18 protein-coding genes are annotated in these 20,481 nt (G+C 70.8%); 6 read left to right on the top strand and 12 right to left on the bottom strand.

Annotation, left to right across the window (positions count from 1 at the left end; genetic code table 11):
- Positions 1–57 precede the first annotated feature (57 nt).
- From ACFPQ9_RS00365 to ACFPQ9_RS00355, 3 genes are read right to left on the bottom strand one after another with little or no spacing between them, the layout of a single operon-like run.
- Positions 58–630 (bottom strand): cob(I)yrinic acid a,c-diamide adenosyltransferase, encoded by a 573-nt coding sequence (locus tag ACFPQ9_RS00365; RefSeq protein WP_380844568.1) that lies wholly within the window; start codon positions 628–630, stop codon positions 58–60.
- A gap of 13 nt (positions 631–643) precedes the next feature.
- Positions 644–1,393 (bottom strand): ABC transporter permease, encoded by a 750-nt coding sequence (locus tag ACFPQ9_RS00360; protein WP_380844565.1) that lies wholly within the window; start codon positions 1,391–1,393, stop codon positions 644–646.
- 10 nt (positions 1,394–1,403) lie between these two features.
- Positions 1,404–2,186, bottom strand: a complete 783-nt coding sequence (locus ACFPQ9_RS00355) for an ABC transporter ATP-binding protein (protein ID WP_380844562.1) — start codon at positions 2,184–2,186, stop codon at positions 1,404–1,406.
- A gap of 79 nt (positions 2,187–2,265) precedes the next feature.
- On the opposite strand from ACFPQ9_RS00355, the gene ACFPQ9_RS00350 reads away from it, so the two are divergent.
- The 4 genes from ACFPQ9_RS00350 (at position 2,266) to ACFPQ9_RS00335 (ending at position 7,256) form a co-directional block, all read left to right on the top strand.
- Complete coding sequence (locus tag ACFPQ9_RS00350; protein WP_380844559.1) at positions 2,266–2,907, top strand: TetR/AcrR family transcriptional regulator; 642 nt, start codon at positions 2,266–2,268, stop codon at positions 2,905–2,907.
- A gap of 160 nt (positions 2,908–3,067) precedes the next feature.
- Positions 3,068–3,916, top strand: a complete 849-nt coding sequence (locus ACFPQ9_RS00345; protein WP_380844556.1) for a 3-hydroxyacyl-CoA dehydrogenase family protein — start codon at positions 3,068–3,070, stop codon at positions 3,914–3,916.
- A gap of 206 nt (positions 3,917–4,122) precedes the next feature.
- Positions 4,123–4,446, top strand: a complete 324-nt coding sequence (locus tag ACFPQ9_RS00340) for an STAS domain-containing protein (RefSeq protein ID WP_019760944.1) — start codon at positions 4,123–4,125, stop codon at positions 4,444–4,446.
- Positions 4,447–4,706: 260 nt separating this feature from the next.
- The gene (locus tag ACFPQ9_RS00335) at positions 4,707–7,256 is read left to right on the top strand and encodes a P-loop NTPase family protein (protein ID WP_380844553.1); all 2,550 of its coding nucleotides are present in this window, start codon (positions 4,707–4,709) and stop codon (positions 7,254–7,256) included.
- A gap of 406 nt (positions 7,257–7,662) precedes the next feature.
- On the opposite strand, the gene nucS is transcribed toward ACFPQ9_RS00335, so the two are convergent.
- Positions 7,663–8,334: an endonuclease NucS gene (gene nucS, locus ACFPQ9_RS00330; RefSeq protein WP_380844550.1), complete on the bottom strand. Its 672-nt coding sequence runs from the start codon at positions 8,332–8,334 to the stop codon at positions 7,663–7,665.
- Positions 8,335–8,599: 265 nt separating this feature from the next.
- On the opposite strand from nucS, the gene ACFPQ9_RS00325 reads away from it, so the two are divergent.
- On the top strand, positions 8,600–8,992 hold the full coding sequence (locus ACFPQ9_RS00325; protein ID WP_030959211.1) for an SCO5389 family protein: 393 nt from the start codon (positions 8,600–8,602) through the stop codon (positions 8,990–8,992).
- Positions 8,993–9,095: 103 nt separating this feature from the next.
- Here ACFPQ9_RS00325 and ACFPQ9_RS00320 read toward each other — a convergent pair whose 3' ends face one another.
- Entirely contained in the window at positions 9,096–10,124 is a 1,029-nt protein-coding gene (locus ACFPQ9_RS00320) for an LLM class flavin-dependent oxidoreductase (RefSeq protein ID WP_380844547.1), read from the bottom strand.
- Between the two features lie 223 nt (positions 10,125–10,347).
- Between ACFPQ9_RS00320 and ACFPQ9_RS00315 the strand changes: the two genes are divergently transcribed.
- Positions 10,348–10,680: an ATP/GTP-binding protein gene (locus ACFPQ9_RS00315; RefSeq protein ID WP_380844544.1), complete on the top strand. Its 333-nt coding sequence runs from the start codon at positions 10,348–10,350 to the stop codon at positions 10,678–10,680.
- Positions 10,681–10,690: 10 nt separating this feature from the next.
- Here ACFPQ9_RS00315 and ACFPQ9_RS00310 read toward each other — a convergent pair whose 3' ends face one another.
- From ACFPQ9_RS00310 to mce, 7 genes are all read right to left on the bottom strand, one after another.
- Positions 10,691–11,563 carry an ABC transporter permease gene (locus tag ACFPQ9_RS00310; RefSeq protein ID WP_380844541.1) on the bottom strand — a complete coding sequence of 291 codons (873 nt, stop codon included), beginning with the start codon at positions 11,561–11,563 and terminating at the stop codon, positions 10,691–10,693.
- Positions 11,560–12,840, bottom strand: a complete 1,281-nt coding sequence (locus tag ACFPQ9_RS00305; RefSeq protein ID WP_380844538.1) for an ABC transporter ATP-binding protein — start codon at positions 12,838–12,840, stop codon at positions 11,560–11,562. The genes ACFPQ9_RS00310 and ACFPQ9_RS00305 overlap by 4 nt, the downstream gene beginning before the upstream one ends.
- 122 nt (positions 12,841–12,962) lie before the next feature.
- A complete protein-coding gene (locus ACFPQ9_RS00300) occupies positions 12,963–13,733 on the bottom strand; it encodes an ABC transporter permease (protein WP_380844535.1) in 771 nt (256 codons plus the stop codon).
- Between the two features lie 2 nt (positions 13,734–13,735).
- Positions 13,736–14,701, bottom strand: coding sequence for an ATP-binding cassette domain-containing protein (locus tag ACFPQ9_RS00295; RefSeq protein ID WP_380844532.1), 966 nt, complete (start codon positions 14,699–14,701; stop codon positions 13,736–13,738).
- A gap of 86 nt (positions 14,702–14,787) precedes the next feature.
- Positions 14,788–15,726: a coiled-coil domain-containing protein gene (locus ACFPQ9_RS00290; RefSeq protein ID WP_125524869.1), complete on the bottom strand. Its 939-nt coding sequence runs from the start codon at positions 15,724–15,726 to the stop codon at positions 14,788–14,790.
- Positions 15,727–15,910: 184 nt separating this feature from the next.
- Positions 15,911–19,759: a polarized growth protein Scy gene (gene scy, locus ACFPQ9_RS00285; RefSeq protein WP_380844529.1), complete on the bottom strand. Its 3,849-nt coding sequence runs from the start codon at positions 19,757–19,759 to the stop codon at positions 15,911–15,913.
- Positions 19,760–19,972: 213 nt separating this feature from the next.
- A complete protein-coding gene (gene mce / locus ACFPQ9_RS00280) occupies positions 19,973–20,413 on the bottom strand; it encodes a methylmalonyl-CoA epimerase (RefSeq protein WP_380844526.1) in 441 nt (146 codons plus the stop codon).
- Positions 20,414–20,481: the final 68 nt, after the last annotated feature.

The following is a 20,481-nucleotide window of genomic DNA, read 5'->3' as shown; positions in this document are numbered from 1 at the left end:
CGTGGCTGGTCGCGCAGTTCCCCGCGCCCCTTTCGGGGCGCGTCCGCGCCAGGACGTTCAGCGTTCTCCGCCTGGGACCCAGAGGATGTCGCCCTCGGACTTGTTCGCCGTCCTCGCCAGGATGAACAGGAGGTCGGACAGCCGGTTGAGGTAGGTCGCGGTCAAGGGGTTCATCACATCGCCGTGCACCTCCAGCGCCGCCCACGTCGAGCGTTCGGCCCGTCGTACGACCGTGCAGGCCTGGTGGAGCAGGGCCGCGCCAGGGGTGCCGCCGGGGAGGATGAAGGAGCGGAGCTTCTCCAGCTGCTCGTTGAAGTGGTCGCAGTCCGCCTCCAGCTTGTCGATGTAGAACTGCTCCACCCGCAGGGGCGGGAACTCCGGGTTCTCCACCACCGGCGTCGACAGGTCCGCACCCACGTCGAACAGGTCGTTCTGGACGCGGGTGAGGACCTTGACGACTTCCTCGTCCAGGCCGCCCAGCGCGATCGCCGTGCCGATCACCGCGTTCGCCTCGTTGGCGTCGGCGTACGCGGAGATCCGCAGGTCGGTCTTGGCGACCCGGCTCATGTCGCCGAGGGCGGTGGTGCCCTGGTCGCCGGTCCTGGTGTAGATGCGTGTCAGATTGACCATGAGGTCAGCCTAGTTACGCTCCGGCCGTTCGGAAGACGCGTGTGCCGGTCGTCACGGCCAGCACGGTGAGCGCGACGGCCACCAGGACGCCGTAGAGCATGTGCGCCGTGGCGTAGGAGCCGACGTACGCGTCCCGCACCGCGTCCACCAGATAGCGGAACGGCACGAAGTGGGACAGGACGTCCAGCCACCTCGGTCCCAGCGTCATCGGGAGCATCAGGCCCGACAGCAGCATCATCGGCATCGTCATGGCGTTGATCGCCGGGCCGAACTCCTGCGGGGTGCGGACCTTCATGGCGAGCGCGTACGACAGCGAGGCCAGCGACAGCGTCAGCAGCGCGACGAACGCGAAGCCGATCAGGACGCCGGGCAGCGGAGCCCGCAGCCCCATCACCAGGGCGGCCAGGACCAGCAGCACGGCCTGGAAGACGAACAGCGTGGCGTCGCGCAGCACCCGGCCGAGGAGCAGGGCGAGGCGGCTGACCGGCGTCACCCGCATCCGCTCCACCACCCCTTGGCTCTTCTCGATGATGATCGTGAAGCCCGCGAAAGACGCCCCGAACAAGCCGAGTTGGAGCAACAGCCCGGGAACCAGCACCTGCCACGACGAGCCAGCCGCACCCAGCGGCAGATCCGTCAGCAGCGGGCCGAAGAAGAGCAGGTACAGCAGCGGCATCAGCACGCCGAAGAGCAGGGCGAAGCGGGAGCGGAGGGTCTGACGGAGGTAGCGGCCGTAGATGAGGGCCGTGTCCTGGAACAGCATCCGGGGATTCCTATACGGCTACGGGGGCGGAGTCGGCCGGGACGGGACCGCGGCCGGTGATGGCGAGAAACGTGTCCTGGAGGGTCGCGTCGATCGAGCCGCCGTGGCGGAGCTTCAGCGCGCTCGGGGTGCCCTCCGCGACGACCACGCCCCGGTCGACGATCACCAGGCGGTCGGAGAGCGCGTCGGCCTCGTCCAGGTAGTGCGTGGTGAGGAAGACGGTCGTGCCGTGCTCGTCGCGCAGCCGCCGGATCAGGTCCCACAGGTCGGCCCGGCTGCCCGGGTCGAGCCCCGTCGTCGGCTCGTCCAGGAACAGCACCTTCGGACGGTGCGTGAGCGCGAGCGCGATGTCGAGGCGGCGCCGCTGGCCGCCGGAGAGCGCGCCGGCCTTGCGGTCCAGAAGGTCGGTCAGACCAAGGTCATGGGCCAACTCCTCGGCACGCCCGGCGGCCTGCGCCTTGGTCAGGCGGTACAGGCGGCCCTGGGTGACCAGTTCCTCCCGCACGGTGATCTGCGGGTCGACGCCGCCCGACTGGGCCACGTATCCGCACGCCCGGCGCACCCCCGCGGGGTCGGTCGCGAGGTCGTGGCCGGCGACGGTGGCCGCGCCGCCGGTGGGCGCGAGGAGGGTCGTCAGCATCCGCAGGGTCGTCGTCTTGCCGGCCCCGTTCGGGCCCAGGAAGCCGAGGATCTCGCCTTCCCGGACGGTCAGGTCGATGGCGCGCACGGCCTCCACCGGGCCGAGCTTGGTCTGGAAGGTACGGGCCAGTCCGGCCGTACTGATGATGGGCATGGCCCCAGAAAAACAGAGTCCCTTAAATTTTGCAATGACCCCAAAGTTCAATGGAGTCCATGGAAGTTAGGATGAGGCCATGGCGGAAGGGCTCAGGGAGCGGAAGAAGCGCGAGACGAGGCAGCGGATCTCGGACATCGCCACCGGGCTGTTCCTGGAGCACGGCTTCGTGACGGTGACGATCGCCGAGGTGGCGGAGGCCGCCGATGTCTCCGTGAACACCGTCTACAACTACTTTCCGGCCAAGGAGGACCTCTTCTTCGACCGCTCCGCGGGCGTCGTCGAGCAGCTCTCGCGCTGGGTGCGCGGCCGGGCGGAGGGGGAGTCGGCCGCCCGGGCCGTGCTGCGCGAACTGCGCGCCGAAGTCGAGGCGGTCTCGCCCAGGGTGGGCCTCATGGAGGGCTACGACCGCTTCATGCGCTGCATCCACGAGGCGCCGCCGCTGCGCTCCCGGCTGTGGAGTCTGCAGCAGGAGATCCATGACGACCTGGAGAAGACCCTGCGCGAGGAGACCGGCGCGGACGCCGCGGACCCGCTGCCGGGGCTGATCGCCGGTCAGATCGGCTGGATCCACCAGACGGTGTTCGTCCATATCGGACGGGAGATGGTGGCAGGGCGCAATCCGGGCAAAGTGTCACGGGAGGTACTCGTGCTTCTCGACGACATCGAGGAGCTGTTGAGCGCGGACGTGCTCAACTACGCCGTCCGAGGCGTGGAATGACCGGCGCCGGTGTGATGTCCGTCAGATGAGACGTGACTCGCGTTACTAACCGGTCACACGGTCCCCGACGAGCGCTAAGGTCCGCCGCAGAAGCCAATCGTAAGCAGCGTGTAAGCGCACACTCGCAGTAATGCTGCCGTGATTCAAAGGGGAGTCGTCAGTGGCACGGAAGCTCGCCGTCATCGGGGCCGGTCTCATGGGTTCCGGTATCGCCCAGGTCTCTGCTCAGGCGGGTTGGGACGTGGTCCTGCGTGACGTCACCGACGAGGCCCTGAGGAGTGGCACCGACGGCATCAAGGCGTCGTACGACAAGTTCGTCAGCAAGGGCAAGCTGGAGGCGCACGACGCCGACGCCTCCCTCGCCCGCATCACCGCGACCACCGACCTGGACGCCGCCGCGGACGCGGACGTCGTCATCGAGGCGGTCTTCGAGAAGCTCGAGGTGAAGCACGAGATCTTCCGCGCGCTCGACAAGATCGTGCGTGAGGACACCGTGCTCGCCTCCAACACCTCCGCCATCCCGATCACCAAGATCGCGGCGGCCACCGCGCACCCCGAGCGGGTCGTCGGCGTGCACTTCTTCTCGCCGGTGCCGATGATGCAGCTCGTCGAGCTGGTCCGCGGCTACAAGACGAGCGACGAAACCCTCGCCACCGCGCGGGAGTTCGCCGAGTCCGTCGGCAAGACCTGCATCGTCGTGAACCGGGACGTCGCCGGTTTCGTCACCACCCGGCTGATCTCGGCGCTCGTAGTCGAGGCCACCAAGCTCTACGAGTCGGGTGTCGCCACCGCCGAGGACATCGACCTCGCCTGCAAGCTGGGCTTCGGTCACGCCATGGGCCCGCTCGCCACGGCCGACCTCACCGGCGTCGACATCCTGCTGCACGCCACCAGCAACATCTACACCGAGTCCCAGGACGAGAAGTTCGCCCCGCCGGAGCTGATGCGCCGGATGGTGGACGCGGGTGACATCGGCCGCAAGAGCGGGCAAGGCTTTTACAGCTACTGAGGTTTCGTAGACCACCGCACAGCCCCTGCGCGCATCACGCGATGGGGTGAATTCGGTATCGGTTCGCTTACAGACGGCAACCTCTGGCCGCTCAACGCAGTCAGAGGTTGCATCACCGGCCACAGCGAAGACTCATAGCAAACACAGACACAGGCACCTACGCAGACCACACACGCGGAGCACGAACGCACGCTTAGGGGAGCGATATGCACATCAGGGGCGACCACGCCGAACTGGTCGTCGGGGGCCGCCTCGACGTCCGCAGCGCGGCGGACGCCCGTACGGTCCTGCACTCGGCCGTCGACGACGGAGTCGGCGACCTGGTGCTCGACCTGTCCGAGCTGGAGTTCTGGGACGCCACCGGACTCGGGGTGATCATGGGGGCCCATCGGCGGGCCGGCCGCTGCGGCCGGCGCCTGGTGCTGCGCGGTGTGCCGCCGCAGATGCAGCGCCTGCTGGTGGCCACCCGGCTGCACCGGATCCTGGCGATCGAGGGCGGCATCGGGGTGGAGTCCCTGCCCCGGGTGTGACACCCCGGCACGGGTGGGGCGGGACAGTAGGGCGTTCCGGTTGCGAAGCGCATGTCGCGCACAATCCTCACGAGACTGTGATGTCTCGGACGGCGCGGTACCCCGACCTGTCGTAGATACTGTGCGAAGGTTTAGGGTTCGGCTGCCCGCTGCCTAGACAAACCCCTTCGAGCGGGCCCGGACCAGAAGCGACAGCGCGGTGTGCAAAGGCCGGGAGGGGCCGCGAACTGCACACGACGCTTTTGGGGGGCTTGAAACCTATGGACCCGAACACCCGGGGACCCGAGGGGTACGGCCATGACGCCGACGGCCAGTCGTCGCGCCCGCGCCCGCCCAGGGATCCCCTCACACCCGACTTCGGCCAGCACTCGCCGGCACTCGCCCGCACGGTGCAACTGGTCTCCGGCGACTTCCTGCTCACCGTCAACCCCGTCGACGGCAGCGAGATCGAGATCTGCCCGCCGGCGGAGCGTCCGGGGCGGCCCGAGAAACTGACGGCGGCCGAACGCGCCGAGGCCGACCGCGCCGCCAAGCCGCCGGTCCCGCCCGGCCCGACCCGTCCCGCCGAGCCGCTCCTGGCCCGCCAGGAGGAGCGCGAACAGCTCGTCCGGATGCTCGCCCGCGGCCGCTCCGTACGTCTGGTCGGCGCCCGTGGCGCGGGCCGCACCAGCCTGCTCGACCTCGTCGCCGAGGACTGCGAGGACCTCGCGCCCGACGGCGTGGTCCGGCTCAGCGGCTTCCACCGCACGCCCGCCGATCTGCTGTACGACCTCTTCTACTCCGTGTACAGCGCGCCCCTTTACCGCCCGGACCGGGACGAACTGCTCTCCTGCGTGCGTGAGATCGGCGCGGTCGTCGTCCTGGACGACATCGAGTTCGGCGGCACCGCGCTCGACGAACTGCTCGACGCGACCCCCGAGTGCGCCTTCGTACTCGGCGCCACACCCGAAGTGCCCGCGCCGTCCGCGGACTCCGGCATCGAAGAGGTCACCCTCGGCGGGCTCGACCGGGCCGCGAGCGTGGAGCTGTTGGAGCGCGGCATCGGCCGGGTCCTCACCGAGGACGAGGCGAACTGGGCCGGCGACCTGTGGTTCGAGTCCGAGGGCCTGCCGCTCAGGTTCGTCCAGGCCGGGGCGCTGCTGCGGCAGCGGGACCGGCTGCGGGCCGGAGCGGACGCCGTCGACGAGTACGGCGTCTTCGAGGACGCCCCGCCGTCCGACGCGCCCTTCGACACCCCGGTCGACACCGAGGGCGGCGAGGAGACACCCCTGCCGTCGCTCGGTGAGGCCGCGGGACCGGCACAGCTGCTCGCCTCGCGGCTCAGCGCATCCGCCCGCACCACCCTGAGGTTCGCCGTCGCGCTCGGCGGCGAGGTGCCGCACCAGGCGCATCTGCCCGCACTCGTCGGTGACACCCACGCGGACGCCGCGCTGGGCGAGCTGGCCGACTGCGGGCTGGTCTCGCCGGTCGGCTCGCGCTACCGGCTCGCCGCCGGGGTGCAGGTCCAGCTGGAGGCCGCCGGGTACGCCGACGACGCCCAGGACGACGCCCGCACCGCCGTGCAGCACTACGCCTGGTGGGCCGGGCACCCCTCGGTCACGCCGGAGCGGGTGTCCGCCGAGGCCGACGCCGTGCTCGCCGCGCTGGGCGTGCTCGTGCCGGCGACGACACCGCCCGCCGAGGGCGAGGAGAGCCCGACCGTGCAGCTGGCCCGCACGGCGGCGCCCGCGTTCGCGGCGGGGCTGGACTGGAGCGCCTGGGAGCGGGCGCTGCGCGCCGGTGCCGAGGCCGCCCGGCTGGCCGGTGACGTGTCCGAACAGGCCTACTTCCACCACGAGTTGGGCATCCTCGCGCTCTGCGGCGGCCGACTGGACCGGGCCCGTGCCGAGCTGGAGACCTCCATCGGTCTGCGCGGCGCCCTCGCCGACAAGCGCGGGACCGTCGCCGGGCGCCGCGCCCTCGCGCTGGTCTCGGACCGCTCCGGTACGGCCCCCGGGCTCGCCGCGTTCGCCGCGACCGCGGGGGAGGAGGTGCCGGACGCGCGCTACGAGGAGTCGCAGTCGCCTCCCGGCGGAGTGCCGGCCGCGTTCCTGCCCGGCGGTGACACCTCGACGCTGGTCACCCACCAGGCGTCGTCCCCTGCCGCCTCGCACAAGGGCCGCGGCGGCATCCGCAGCTTCGCGCGCCGCAACCTCGTCGCGGCCGGCGCGGGCGCGCTGCTCGTGGCGGTGCTCGGCACGGTGGTGACGCTCGGCGCCACGTCCGACAACGACCCGAACGCCCCGTCCAACCAGGTCGGCGTCAACCCGTCCGCCAGCCAGGGCCCCGGCGACGACAGCCTGGGCGCGGACAAGGTGGAGAGCAACGAGGGCAAGGGCTCCGGCGACACCGGTACGGCGACGAGCCGGCCGACGGATCCGGGTCCCGACGGCACGCTCGGGACGTCGGACGACCCGACCCCGACGGACGATCCGACGGACCCGTCGGACGACCCGACCGGGACGCAGGGTTCGAGCGGTGGCTCCACGCACTCGCCGACGAAGCCGCCGTCGTCCCCGACCAAGCCGCCGTCCTCGCCGACGAAGCCGCCCACGTCGCCGACGGAGAAGCCGACGCCGACGGACGAGCCGACGACGGAGGAGCCGACGCCGACGGACGAGCCGACGACGCAGGACCCGACGGACCCGCCGACCTCCTCGACCTCGGCCAGCGGCCCGGCCTCCTCCAGCCCGGCGGAGACCACCACGTCGGCGAGCGCACCGACATCGACGCAGGAGAACCCGACCACGGGAGCGAACGGGCTGATCTGACCTACGTCCGGCGACCCGAGCGGCGCCGGACGATCGATCCGGCCTACCGTCCGTGATGCGGCCCACCGCCCGGGGTCCGGCCCATGGTCGGTGACCCGAGCGGCGGTGGGCGATTCGGCCCACCGCCCGTGATGCGGCCCAGGGCCGGTGGTCCGAGTGGTGGTTGGTGGTCCCGTCGACTGCCGGTGAGTGGGGCGATTGTCCGGGGTGCGACGATCCGTCGGGCGCGGCACCCGTCCCCGGCCAAAACTTCTCCGGCGCTACGGTGCTCAGCCCCTATGGCCCGATTCGGCGGTGCCAACCGGCCTCGGGGTCGGTTCGGCACCGCCGGACAACGCCGTGGGGACTGAGCGCCGTAGCGCCGGAGAACGGCGGGGGAGCGGGGACGTAGACGCGCCCCGCCGCGCTAGAACAGGCGCAACTTGTCGTCCTCGATGCCGCGCATCGCGTCGTAGTCCAGGACCTGGCAGCCGATACCGCGGTCCGTGGCGAGGACGCGGGCCTGGGGCTTGATCTCCTGGGCCGCGAAGATGCCGTGCACCGGCGCGAGATGCGGGTCGCGGTTCAGCAACTCCAGGTAGCGCGTGAGCTGTTCGACGCCGTCGATCTCGCCGCGCCGCTTGATCTCGACCGCGACCGTGCGGCCCTCGGCGTCCCGGCACAGGATGTCGACCGGCCCGATGGCCGTCATGTACTCGCGGCGGATGAGCGTGTACCCCTCGCCCAGCGTCTCGATGCGGTCGGCGAGGAGTTCCTGGAGGTGCGCTTCCACCCCGTCCTTGATCAGACCGGGGTCCACGCCCAGTTCGTGGGACGAGTCATGGAGGATTTCCTCCATCGTGATGATCAGCTTCTCGCCCGCTTTGTTGGTGACCGTCCAGACGTCCTGTTGCTCGCCGTCCCCCTCCTTCAGTGTGCAGGGCGGCGACATCCAATTGAGGGGCTTGTAGGCCCGGTCGTCCGCGTGGATCGAAACGCTGCCGTCCGCCTTGACCAGGATCAGACGGGGCGCCGAGGGCAGATGGGCGGTGAGCCGGCCCGCGTAGTCGACGGAGCATCGGGCAATGACGAGACGCATGGTCGGCAACGCTACTCGACGGGCCGGTGTCGACGCGATTCGCCCTGGGAGAGTCCGTAAGACCCCGGACTGCCCCTGTTCATTTCTGGCCGATTGTGAGCCCAACGAGGCCCGCCCATGTACGCATTCTCCTGGTGCCGTCACCGTCTGTTGCCTACCGTATTAAACGGGAGGTCGCGAGGCGTGTACACAGAGTGTCCGGTATCGCGAACTCCCTCATCTGTCCGGCAACCCCTGCTGCTGCGGGGGTGCGAGAGGAGAACCCATGTCGCTCGACGTCTCACCGGCCCTACTCGAACAGGCCGAGCGAGGCGAGGTCGACGAAGCCGCCTTCGTCGACTGCGTCCGGACCTCCCTGCCCTATGCATGGGAGATGATCAGCTCCCTGGTGGCCCAGCTGAAGGTCGACGGCGGTTCGTTCGCCGACAACCAGACGCCCCCGCCGGACGAGCAGGCACGTGGCCAGCTGCTGCGTGCGCTTGCGAGTGACGCGATACGCGGCGCGCTACAGCGGCACTTCGGGGTGCGACTGGCCTTCCAGAACTGCCACCGGGTGGCGGTGTTCCCGCTTGACTCCTCGGTCGACGAGACGCTGTCCCGCTTCACCTCGGTGCGCAGTCAGGTGCTGAACCAGTCCCCGGAGTTCAGGGACTGCTGACGCACTGAGCCGCTTGCTTGCCGCTCCATACGCGGGAGGTGCATTCAGTACTGGGGCGGCAAGCCCTCTGGCGGCCCGGGGCGTTCGGTGCGCACCGGCCGGCTCAGCCGAGGTGCGGCAGCACTTCGGTGCCCAGTCGTCGTACGTTCTCCTCGGTCGCCGCCAGGTCGCCCGAGCCCTCGACCAGCAGGGCGAAGCGGGAGATCCCGGTCCGCTCGCTGGTCGCCGCCAGACGGTCGGCACACAGGCGCGGCGTGCCCACCGGGTGCAGCCCGCAGAGCAGTTCGGTGTACGCGAGCGGGTCGCGCATCGCGCGATGGCGGCCGTCGACCGTCACATGGGCCTCCAGGCCCTGGCGCAGCCAGCCCGGCATGGCCTTGGTGAGGGTCTCCACCGCGTCCGTGCGCCGGTCCGCGATCTGGCAGATGCCGGCCGACACATGGGCCGCGCGGCGGATCTCGTCCACCGGCCGTCCGGCCGCGCGTGCGTGCTCCCGCCACAGGGCGACCATCTCGGCCTTCTCCTCGTCGCCCACATGCATCCCGAGCAGCATCGGCAGCCCGCGCTCGGCCGCGAGCCGCACGCTGCGCGGCGAGGTGCAGGCGACGACGACCTCGGGGCCCTCGACGTCCGTGAGGCACTCGGAGGGCCTCGGTACGACGGCGACCTCGCGGAAGCCGAACCGCTCGCCGGCGGCCGCGACCGACGGCTCGCGCAGCCAGCGCACCAGGAGATCGAGTGATTCCGGGAACCCCTCCTCGTATGCCTTGAGGCCCGAGCCGAACACCTCCAGGTCGACCCAGGGCCCGCCGCGCCCCACCCCCAGCGAGAACCGCCCGCCGGAGGTGATGTGCAGCAGCGCCGCCTGCTCGCCGACGGCCACCGGGTGGGCCGTGGGCAGTACGCTCACCGCGGTGCCGACGCGCAGCCGGGTGGTGCGGCCGAGCAGTAAGGCGGCCAGGGTGATCGCGGACGGACAGGTGCCGTACGGAACGAAGTGGTGTTCGGCCAGCCAGACCGAGTCGAGCCCCGCCTCCTCGGCGACCTCGGCGGAGCGGACCGCGCGGTGCAGCGCCTCCCCATCGCCCTGGCCCGGGAACCGGGCCGCGAGTACGAAACTTCCTACGCGCATTGCTTTTTCCTGCTTCCTTGGCTCCGACTCGGAGCTCCCCCACCGGGCATAACCGTCTGACACGTGCCGAGGACACGGCTTGGCGAAGAGATTTGCGGATTGTCTGCAGAATCAATGGCCGGCGTGAGGGACTTGTGGGGGTTGGTGCCGTACGCCTACCCCTGTCGGTGCCGCGTAGGCTGGACACGGCCCGTGCATCCTGTATAGCCCCGTGAGGTGTTCCGTGTCCCCGCGTCGCAACCGACCCAAGGATTCCGGCTCGTCCGGTCGCAGCGCCGAGGACGACCGTCCCGGCCGCTACGGCGGCTGGCAGTCCTCGGAGAGCTGGGACGGCGAGGACTGGAACGTACGGCATGTGGCGGGCGCCAGCGCGCAGGGCAAGGCCTACCGCTGCCCGGGCTGCGAACAGATGATCCCGGACGGTGTCCCGCACGTCGTCGCCTGGCCGGACCACGCGGGCGTGGACGACCGCCGCCACTGGCACAAGGCGTGCTGGAACGCGAAGGACCGCCGCACCACACGGGTGCAGCGGTCCAGGAACGCGCCGAAGTTCTAGCCGGGCAGGCTCACACGTCCCGCTTCTCCAGCAGCGCGAAGGCGCCGGCGAACGCGGCCGCCGTGACACCGAGCATGATCCACAGCGGGTCCCAGCCGGACGGGCCGGAGCTGGACAGGGACTGGGCGTAGAAGACGCTGAGCTGGTTCGGGATGGAGTACTCGAACAGGGCCTGCTGGAGGTCCTGGAGCGACTCCGAGAACATGAACAGCGCGATGACCAGCGGGGCCAGCACGACACCGATCATGATCGTGATCGCGCCCGCCGAGTGCCGCATGATCGAGCCGACGACCAGCGAGAGCAGTCCGAGCAGCGCGATGTAGAACGAGATGCCGACCGTGCCCTTCAGCCACTCCTGACCGGTCGGCTCCCGCGATCCCTCCAGCATGGCCACGTCGGCGAGGGCGACCAGCACGGCCGACACCAGCGTCACCACGAACGCGACGACGAAGAAGACGATCGCCTTGGCCGCCAGCACCCGGCCGCGGGCCGGGCACGCGGTCATCGTGGTGCGGATCATGCCGGTGCCGTACTCCGAGGCCGTCGTCAGCACGCCGAGCGTGATGATGCACATGCTGCCGAGCAGCAGCCCGAAGAAGCCGAACGACAGCGGGCTCTCTCCGGCCAGGCTCTCCTCGGAGGAGTTGGCGGAGACCAGCGCCGCGGCGGCCAGGCCGATACCGACGACGAGCAGCACGAACACACCGAGCGTCCACATCGTGGAGCGCACCGAGCGGATCTTCGTCCACTCCGAGGCGAGCGCGTGCCCGAGGTGCGTACGCACCACGGGGATCGGCGAGGTGTAGGTGGGGTACGGGGAGCCGGGCGCCGCCTGCCAGTTCGGTGCGGCGGTCTGCGGCATCGGGGGCTGGGGCGTGCTCATCGGGCGTCCTCGGGCTTGGTCGGGGCGGCGTTGACGGGAGGCGTGGCGGGCTGCGCGGGCGCAGGAGCGCTCGCGGGGGGCTGGGCGGGGCTCTGAGGGGCCGGCGGCGCGGGCTGCGCCGGAGCCTGGCCCGGGGCCGTCCCGGGCGCCTGGGGAGCCGTCTGCGCGTACGGGTTCGGCGTCGTCTCCGGAGCGGCCGGAGCGCCGTACGGCCCGGGCCGGCCCGGCTGTGCGGCGTACGGCTGCCCGCCCTGCTGGGGCGGCGGCGGGGCGTACCAGCCCGGCTGGCCCTGGCCGGGCACCGGCATCGGTGGCTGCGCGCCGGGCGGCAGCGGCTGCTGGAGCCCTTCCTTGTGGTCGATGGTGGAGCGGTAGTCGACCGCGCCCTGCGTCATCCGCATGTACGCCTCCTCCAGCGAGGCCTGGTGCGGCGAAAGCTCCCACAGGCGTACGTCGGAGTCGTGCGCGATGTCGCTGATGCGGGGGAGCGCCAGCCCGGTGACCCGAAGGGCACCGTCCTGCTCGGGCAGCACGTGCCCACCCGCCTCGGTGAGCGCGCCGGCCAGCTTCTCGCGCAGCTGCGGCTCGGTGTCCGGCGTACGGACCCGGGCGAAGCCCGCGGAGTTCGCGGCGATGAAGTCCTTGACGCTCATGTCGGACAGCAGCTGACCGCGCCCGATGACGATCAGGTGATCGGCGGTCAGCGCCATCTCGCTCATCAGGTGGGAGGAGACGAAGACGGTCCGGCCCTCGGCCGCCAGCGACTTCATCAGGTTGCGCACCCAGAGGATGCCCTCGGGGTCGAGGCCGTTGACCGGCTCGTCGAACAGCAGCACCTGGGGGTCGCCGAGCAGTGCGGCGGCGATGCCGAGCCGCTGGCCCATGCCGAGCGAGAAGCCCTTGGAGCGCCGTCCGGCCACGTCCTGCAGGCCGACCACGCCCAGCACCTCGTCCACCCGCCGGGCGGGGATGCCGGAGAGCTGGGCCAGGCTCAGCAGATGGTTGCGCGCGGCGCGGCCGCCGTGCACCGCCTTGGCGTCCAGCAGGGCGCCGACCTGACGCGGGGCGTTGGGCAGCCTGCGGTACGGGTAGCCGCCGATCGTGACATGCCCCGCCGTCGGGTTGTCCAGGCCGAGGATCATGCGCATCGTCGTCGACTTGCCCGAGCCGTTCGGACCCAGGAAGCCGGTGACGGCGCCGGGCCGCACCTGGAAGGACAGGTTGTACACAGCGGTCTTGTCGCCGTAGCGCTTGGTCAGGCCGACTGCTTCGATCATGCTCCGCACCCATCGAAAGGATCAGGACAGCAGGGCACACGCCCCCGTAAGGGTTAGGAGGATACCGAGGCGCTGACGGTTCCACTCAAGAGCGAGTAAAACCTCGCACCGCCGTCTCCTCGCTACGCGTCCCGCTTCTTGAGCGTCGCGTAACCGCCCGCGAGCGCGGCGATCACCCACAGCACCATGATCCCGAGGCCGCCCCAGGGGCCGTAGGGCGTGTCGTTGTCGACCGGGGTGACCACCTGCATGATCTTGCTGCCGGCCTGGTCGGGCAGATAGCGGCCGATCTTCTCGGTGGCCGAGACGTTCCCGAGGATGTTGGAGATCAGGAAGAAGAACGGCATCAGGATGCCCAGCGACAGCATCGGCGAGCGCAGCATCGCGGCGACGCCCATCGAGAACATCGCGATGAGGGCCATGTACAGCCCACCGCCGATCACCGCCCGCAGCACGCCCGGATCCCCGATCTCGGCCCGGTACTCGCCGAGCATCGCCTGTCCGAGGAAGAACGTGACGAAGCTGGTGGCCAGGCCGACGACGAGGGAGAGCCCGGTCGCCACCGCGATCTTGCTGAACAGGAAGGTGCCGCGCTGCGGCACGGCGGCCAGCGAGGTGCGGATCATGCCGGTGCTGTACTCGTTCGAGACGACGAGCACCCCGAACACGATCAGCGCGAGCTGACCGAGGCCCATACCGGCGAAGCTGATGAAGGTCGGGTCGAAGGACAGCTGGTCGCTCCGGCTCATGTCGTCGAACTCGTTCTTCGACAGGCCCGAGATCAGCATGCCGAGGGCGATGGTGACCACCACGGCGAGGGACAGCGTCCACACGGTGGAGGCGACGGACCGGATCTTGGTCCATTCGGAGCGGACGACCTGGGTGACCACCATGCTCAGCTCCTCCTCCAGTCGGCGCCCCACTGCTGCTGCTGCGGTCGCGGCGGCCCGGGCGCCTCGGCGTGCGCGTGGTACTCAACCGACTCCGCGGTCAGCTGCATGAACGCCTCCTCCAGGGAGGCCTGTTGCGGACTCAGCTCGTGCAGCACGACCTGGTGGCGCGCAGCCAGCTCCCCGATCTGCTCGGACTTGCCGCCGTCCACCTCCAGGGTGCCGTTGCCGTTCTGCACGGCGGTGATCCCGGCCTGCTGCAACACGTCGAGCAGCCGCTCGCGCTGCGGGGTGCGGATACGGACGTACGCCCGTGAGTTGCGCGCGATGAACTCCGGCATGGATGTGTCGGCGAGCAGCCGCCCCTGCCCGATCACGACCAGATGGTCGGCGGTCAGCGCCATCTCGCTCATCAGGTGGGAGGAGACGAAGACGGTCCGGCCCTGCGCGGCCAGCGACTTCATCAGGTTCCGGATCCAGTGGATGCCCTCGGGGTCGAGGCCGTTGACCGGCTCGTCGAACATCAGGATCCGGGGGTCGCCGAGCAGTGCGCCCGCGATGCCGAGCCGCTGTCCCATGCCCATCGAGAAGCCCTTGGTCTTCTTCTTGGCGACCGCGGTCAGCCCGACCGCTTCCAGTACCTCGCGCACCCGGCCGTTCGGGATGCCGTTGCTCTGTGCGAGGCACAGCAGGTGGTTGTAGGCGCTGCGTCCGGGATGCCAGGACTTGGCCTCCAGCAGCGCGCCGATGGAGGTGAGCGGGTCCTTGAGGCGGTCGTAGTGCTTGCCGTCGATACGGACGTCACCGGCCGTGGACCGGTCGAGGCCCAGGATCATCCGCATGGTGGTCGACTTGCCCGCGCCGTTGGGACCGAGGAACCCCGTGACGATGCCCGGTCTCACCGCGAACGTCAGGTTGTTGACCGCCACCTTCTCGCCGTACCGCTTCGTCAGCCCCTCGAGCTCGATCATGCCGCCCACGCTAAAACGGGACAAAGCCCTCTGCCACCCCAGTGGCAGAGGGCTTTGCCAAAATTCAGCAGGCGTGTGCCGGATCGTTACCGGGACTGCTGGGCGGGCACCCCACGCGTGATCGGCTCGTCCTCGGCGGCCGGCGCACCGGTCGCGGCGACCGCGGCACCGGTCAGCGTCGCCAGCATCTCGCGGACGTTCGTCAGCTGAGCGTTGATGCTGTCGCGGCGGTTGGTCAGAGCCGCGAGCTCGCGCTCGGATTCCGAACGGATCCGGTCGGCCTTGGCGTTGGCGTCGGCCACGATGTCCTCGGCCTGACGCTGAGCCGTCTCCACCGTCTGACGGGCACGGCGCTCGGCGTCGGTGCGCAGCTTCTCGGCCTCCAGGCGCAGCTGCTCGGCGCGGTGCTCGATCTCGGCGAGACGCTTCTCGGCCTTGGCCTGACGGGAGGCCAGGTCGCGCTCGGACTGCTCGCGGCGCTTGGCGAGGTTCGTCTCGAAGTCGGCGGCGGCCTGCGCGGCCTTGGCGCGGGTCTCCTCGAAGAGGGCGTCGGCCTCCTCGCGCTTGGACTGCGCGTCCTTCTGGGCCTCGGCACGCAGCTGGGAGGCGTCGCTCTTGGCCTTCTCGACGATCCGGACGCCTTCGTCCTCGGCCTTGGACTTGCGCTCCGCAGCGAACGATTCTGCGTCGTTGCGAACCTGCTGGGCCGCCGACTCGGCGAGCTCGCGGTGCTGCTCGGCGGCGCGGCGGGCCTCCTCGCGCAGATCCTTGGCCTCTTCCTCGGCGAGGCGGAGGATCTTCTCGACACGCGCGCCGAGACCTGCGTACGACGGTTCGGCGTCGGTCACCTGGGCCTGGGCGTTCTGCGTCTCGAGGTGGAGCTCCTCGATGCGCTTTTCCAGAGCGGTGATGCGGGCCAGAGCGCTGTCGCGGTCGGAGACGAGCTTCGAGATGCGTTCGTCCACCTGCGCGCGGTCGTACCCACGCCGCACAAGCTCGAAGCCGTAGGGGGAAGTGTCGCTCATGGGGTTCCTGTCGAAAGAGACCGGTGAGGTGATAAGTGGAATCCTAGGGGCCGAAGCGGTGTGTCATCGAGCGGATACGTGTTTGATCTGGAGAATGAGACCCCTTTTGAGTGGCTAACCGTCGGACGGCTTGCCAAAAACCGGGTCAAAGGACCCCAGGAGACACCGGAACCGGCCCGACACGCTAGCCGTCTGACGACTTGCCACCCGATCGGGGTGCTCCGACTGTCGCACCCGCCTTGACCCCGCCATCCTTGCCGGCCGACGGTGTCTCGAAGGATTCCAGCGCCTCCAGGACGTCCTGGACCCGTGAGATCTCGGCGTTGATGTCCTCGCGCCGCCGTACGAGGACTTCCAGCTCGCGCTTGCCCTCCTCGACCGTGCGCTTGGCCTCGCGGATCGCCTCGGCCTTGAGCTCCTCGGACTCCTTGATGAGGGTCGAGCGCTTCTGCTCGGCCTCCTTCAGCAGCCCCTCGGCCTTCTTGACCGCGGCGATGCGGACCTTGCCGGCCTCGGAGTTCGCCTCCGACACCAGCTCCTTGGCCTTCGCCTGCGCCTTGGCCAGCTGCTCTTCAGAAGCCTTGATGAGCGCGTCGCAGCGGTCGCCGGTCGACTTCATCGTCTCGGCGGCCTCACGGCGGGCGCGCTCGTGCAGGTCCTCGATCTCGCTCGTGATGCGGTCGCGCAGCTCCTCCGCGCGCTCCCTGATCGACGTGGCGTCCCGGCGCGCGCCGACCAGCAGCTCGTCCGCGTCCGTACGGGCCTTCTCCACCATCGAGTTGCCCTCGACGGTCGCCTCGGAGACCAGCCGGTCGGCCTCCTTGCGGGCCGCGCCCACCATGGTGTCGGCCTGCGCCTCGGCGTCCGCGGTCGTCTTGTGCGCCTGCTGCTGAGCCTCGGTGAGCAGCTTGTCCGCCTCGGCGGTGGTCTCCGTGATGAGCTTGTCGACCTGCTCGGCCACGTCCTGGCGCCGCTTGCCCGCCTCCCTGCGGACCTCTTCGAGGGTGCGCTCGGCCTCCTCGCGGGCCGCGTTGACCAGCCGCTCGGCCTCCGCGGCCGCCTCGGCCTTGACGCGCTCGGAGTCGCTGCGGACCCGCTCGGCGTGCTGCTGGGCCGAGCCCACCGTCTCGGCGGCCTCGGCGCGCAGCCGCTCCGCCTCCGACGTGGCGTCCCCGACCAGCTTCTCGGCCTTGGCGAGCGCGTCGGAGCGCACCCGGTCGGCCTCCGTGATCGTCTCCGACTGGAGCCGCTCCGCCTCCGAACGCGCCTCGGTGATGAGGGTGTCGGCCTGCGTCGCCGCGTCCGAGCGGATCCGGTTGGCGTCCTCGCGGGCGTCCGCCCGGGTGCGGGACGCGGACTGCTCGGCCTCGCCGATCTTGTCCGACGCCTCGGTACGGATCCGCTGGGCGTGCTCGGCGGCTTCCGAACGCAGTCGCTCCGCCTCGGCGATGGCCTCCCCGACGGTCCGCTCGGCCAGCGACTTGGCGGCGGCGGCCTCCTCGTTCGCCTCGCGCCGGACCCGGCCCGCGTCCTGGCCGGCCCGCTCCCGCTCGGCGTAGGCGTCGGAGCGGACGCGGTCCGCCTCCTCCTCGGCCTCCCGGCGCGTACGGTCCGCCGCGTGCTCGGCGGCGCTGCGCAGCCCGGTGATCTCCTCCTGGGCCTGCTCGTGCAGCCCGGTCACGGAGTCACGGACCTGCTGGGCGTGCTGCTCGGCCGCCGACACCATCTCGGTGGCGCGCCGGTCGGCCTCCTCGACCAGCCGTACCGCTTCGGCCTGCGCCTCCTCGACCCGGTTGCGGGCGGAAGCCAGCAGCTCCTCGCTCTGCTCGCGGGCCCGCTCGCGCTCCTGGTCGGCCTCCCGGCGGGCGGAGCCGAGGAGCTCCTCGGCCTCGCGGCGACGCCGGGCGGCCTCCTCCTGGGCGGCGGTGAGCGTCTCGGACGCCTCCGTGGCGAGCCGCTCGGCGGCGGCCTGCGCCTCGGCACGGACCCGGTCGGCGGTGTCCTGCGCCTCCGACTTCAGCCGCTCGGCCTCGGCCGCGGCCTCGGACCGCAGACGTACGGCGATGGCCTCGCCCTCGGCCCGGGAGGCGGAGGCGTCCGACGCGGCCTCGTTGCGCAGCCGGTCGGCCTCCTCCTCGGCCTGCTGCTGAAGGGTGCGGATCCGCTCGGCCGACTCGTTGCGCAGCCGGTCGGTCTCCTCGCCGGCCTCGCGACGGATGCGCGCGGCCTCCTCGCGGGCGTCGGCGAGCGCCTGCTCGGCCGCCGCGAGCCGCTGCTCGGCGTCGGTGTGAAGGCGCGTCAGCTCCTCGGCGGCCTCCGCCCGGCGGGCCTCGACGCCGCGCTCGGTCTCCTCGCGCAGCTCACGGGCGGCCTGCTCGGCGTCGGCCTTGATGCCCTCGGCCTGCTCGACGACCTCGTCGCGGTGGCGCTCGGCCTCCTGACGGGTGCGCTGGAGGGTCTCCTCGGCCTGCCGGCGCAGCGTGGTGGCGCGCTCGATGGCCTCGGTGCGGACCTTCTCGCTGTCCGTCGTGGCCTTCTGCCGCAGGTCGTCCGCGTCCTGCCGCGCCTTGGACAGCAGCTCCTCGGCGGTCTTGGCCGCCTCCTCGATCTGCTGGACGGCTTCCTTGCGGGCCTCCGCGCGGATCTTCTCGCCCTCGGCGACCGCCTCGGAGCGCAGGTGCTCGGCCTCGCCGCGCAGCCGGCGCGCCTCCTCCTGGAGCTCGACCGTCTTGGCGCGGTACTCCTTGGTGTCGTCCTTCGCCGAGCCCTTGAGCTGCTCGGCGATGTCGTGCGCCTCGGCGCGCAGCCGGTCCGCCTCGGCCTCGGCCTCGGTGCGGATCCGCTCGGCCTCCTCGGCGGCGGCCTTGGTGGTGTTCTGCGCGTCCTCCTGCGCCTTGTTGAGGACGTCCTCGGCCGTCTTGGCCGCCTTCGACAGCTGGGTCGCGCTCTCCTCGGCGGTGATCGTGCGGGCCTTCTCGGCGGCCTCGGCGACGATCTTCTCGGCCTCCGCGCGGGCGTCCGCGACGACCTGCTCGGCGTCCGCCTTGGTGGCCTCGGCGTCCTTGGTGGCCTCGCTGACCAGCCGGGCGACCTGCTCCTTGGCCGTACGCATGCGCTGCTCGTTGGCCGACTCGGCGTTCGAGAGCGCCTTCTCGGCGGCCGTCGTGGCCTCGGCGACCAGCTTCTCGGCCTCGGACTGCGCCTTGCGCAGCGTCTCCTCGGCCTCCGACATGCGCTGCTCGGCGGCCCGGCTCAGCTCGGTGGCCTGCCGGCGGGCTGAGTCCGACTCCGAGGCGGTGGAGGTACGCAGCTGCTCGGCGTGGTCGGTGGCCTCCTGGGCCTGCGTCGAGGCGGCGTTCAGCAGCCGCTCGGCGTCCGTCCGGGCCCGGAGCAGGATCTGCTCGGCCTCCGCACGGGCCTCCTCGGCAGCGCCCGTCAGCCGCTGCCGGGCCTCGCCGGTGAGCCGCTCGGCCTCGGCGCGCGCGGCCGCGAGGGCCTGGTCGGCCTCGGCACGCGACTCGTCGAGGAGGCGGCGGGCCTGCGACTCGCTGCGGGCGCGCAGCTGCTCGGCCCACGCCACGTTCTCGTTGACGTGCGACTCGACGGTCTGGCGGCGCTCGGCGAGTTCCTGGTCCAGCTGCTGGCGGCGGGTGACCGCCTCCTGGTGCAGCTCGGCCTGGAGCCGGGCCGCCTGCTCGGCGTGCTCCTGGAGGATGCGCTGCGTCTGCGCCCGGACCTGGCTGAGCTCACGCTCGGCGTCCTGGCGCAGCTGGTCCGCCTGGACCTGGGCGTTGCGCAGCAACTGCTCGGCCTGATAGCCGATGTCCCCGCCGTCGAAGGCGGGCCGGGACATGATGGTCCGCCGCGCCTCGTGCAGCTTGGCGCGCAGCACCTCGACCTGGTAGCCGAGGTCCTCGGCGTGCTGGATCGCCTTCTCCCGCTCGGTCTTCAGCCGATCCATCTCGGCCTCGAACCGAGAGAGGTGGTCGACGTCAGCCGCCGGCTCTCGCTCCTGGCGTTCGTAGCCCCGCACTGCGCGGTCCCATCCGTCCCCTGGTCGCAAGTCTGGCCAAACGGGCTCCGTCCGTCCGCCGAACGGGGCCCCCGGGGAATGGTGTCAGATCAACGGCGGAGCATGGGCTGCTGCCCCGACGCTCGCCCCCCGAAACCCGGACCCCGGCATGCGGCCACCACCCCGGTGAGAGGAGCGACCGACCCCAACCCTACCGGCCCATATGTACGAGGGTCAGTGCTCAGGTGACTCAACCGGCGCCGAAGTGACCAGTTCTGTCAGTACTCCGTGGCAATCCTTTGGGTGCAGGAAGGTGATTCGTGACCCCATGGAGCCGCGTCGGGGCTCTTCGTACAGAACGCGTACGCCCTTGGAGCGGATGTCGTCGGCGTCCGCGTCGACGTCCGCCGTACCGAAGGCGATGTGGTGGACACCCTCGCCGTTCTTGTCGAGCCACTTGGCGACGGTGGAGTCGGGGCGGGTGGGCTCGAGAAGCTGCAGGTAGGAGGCGCCGCCGTCGGAGGTGTCATTGATCTTGAGCATGGCCTCGCGGACGCCCTGCTCCTCGTTGACCTCCGAGTGGAACACCTCGAAGCCGTACGTGGCCCGATAGAACTCGACAGTCTTGTCGAGGTCGAAGCAGGCGATCCCGATGTGGTCGATTCGCGTCAGCATGGAATTCAGTGCAGCGCGCCCGAGGTGGTTACGCAACGTGCCAGCGATCACACCGACAGCCCGGTGAC

The organism is Streptomyces coerulescens, assembly GCF_042657965.1.
GTDB classification, from domain to species: domain Bacteria; phylum Actinomycetota; class Actinomycetes; order Streptomycetales; family Streptomycetaceae; genus Streptomyces; species Streptomyces coerulescens.
This window is presented reverse-complemented; position numbering and strand designations above follow the sequence as displayed.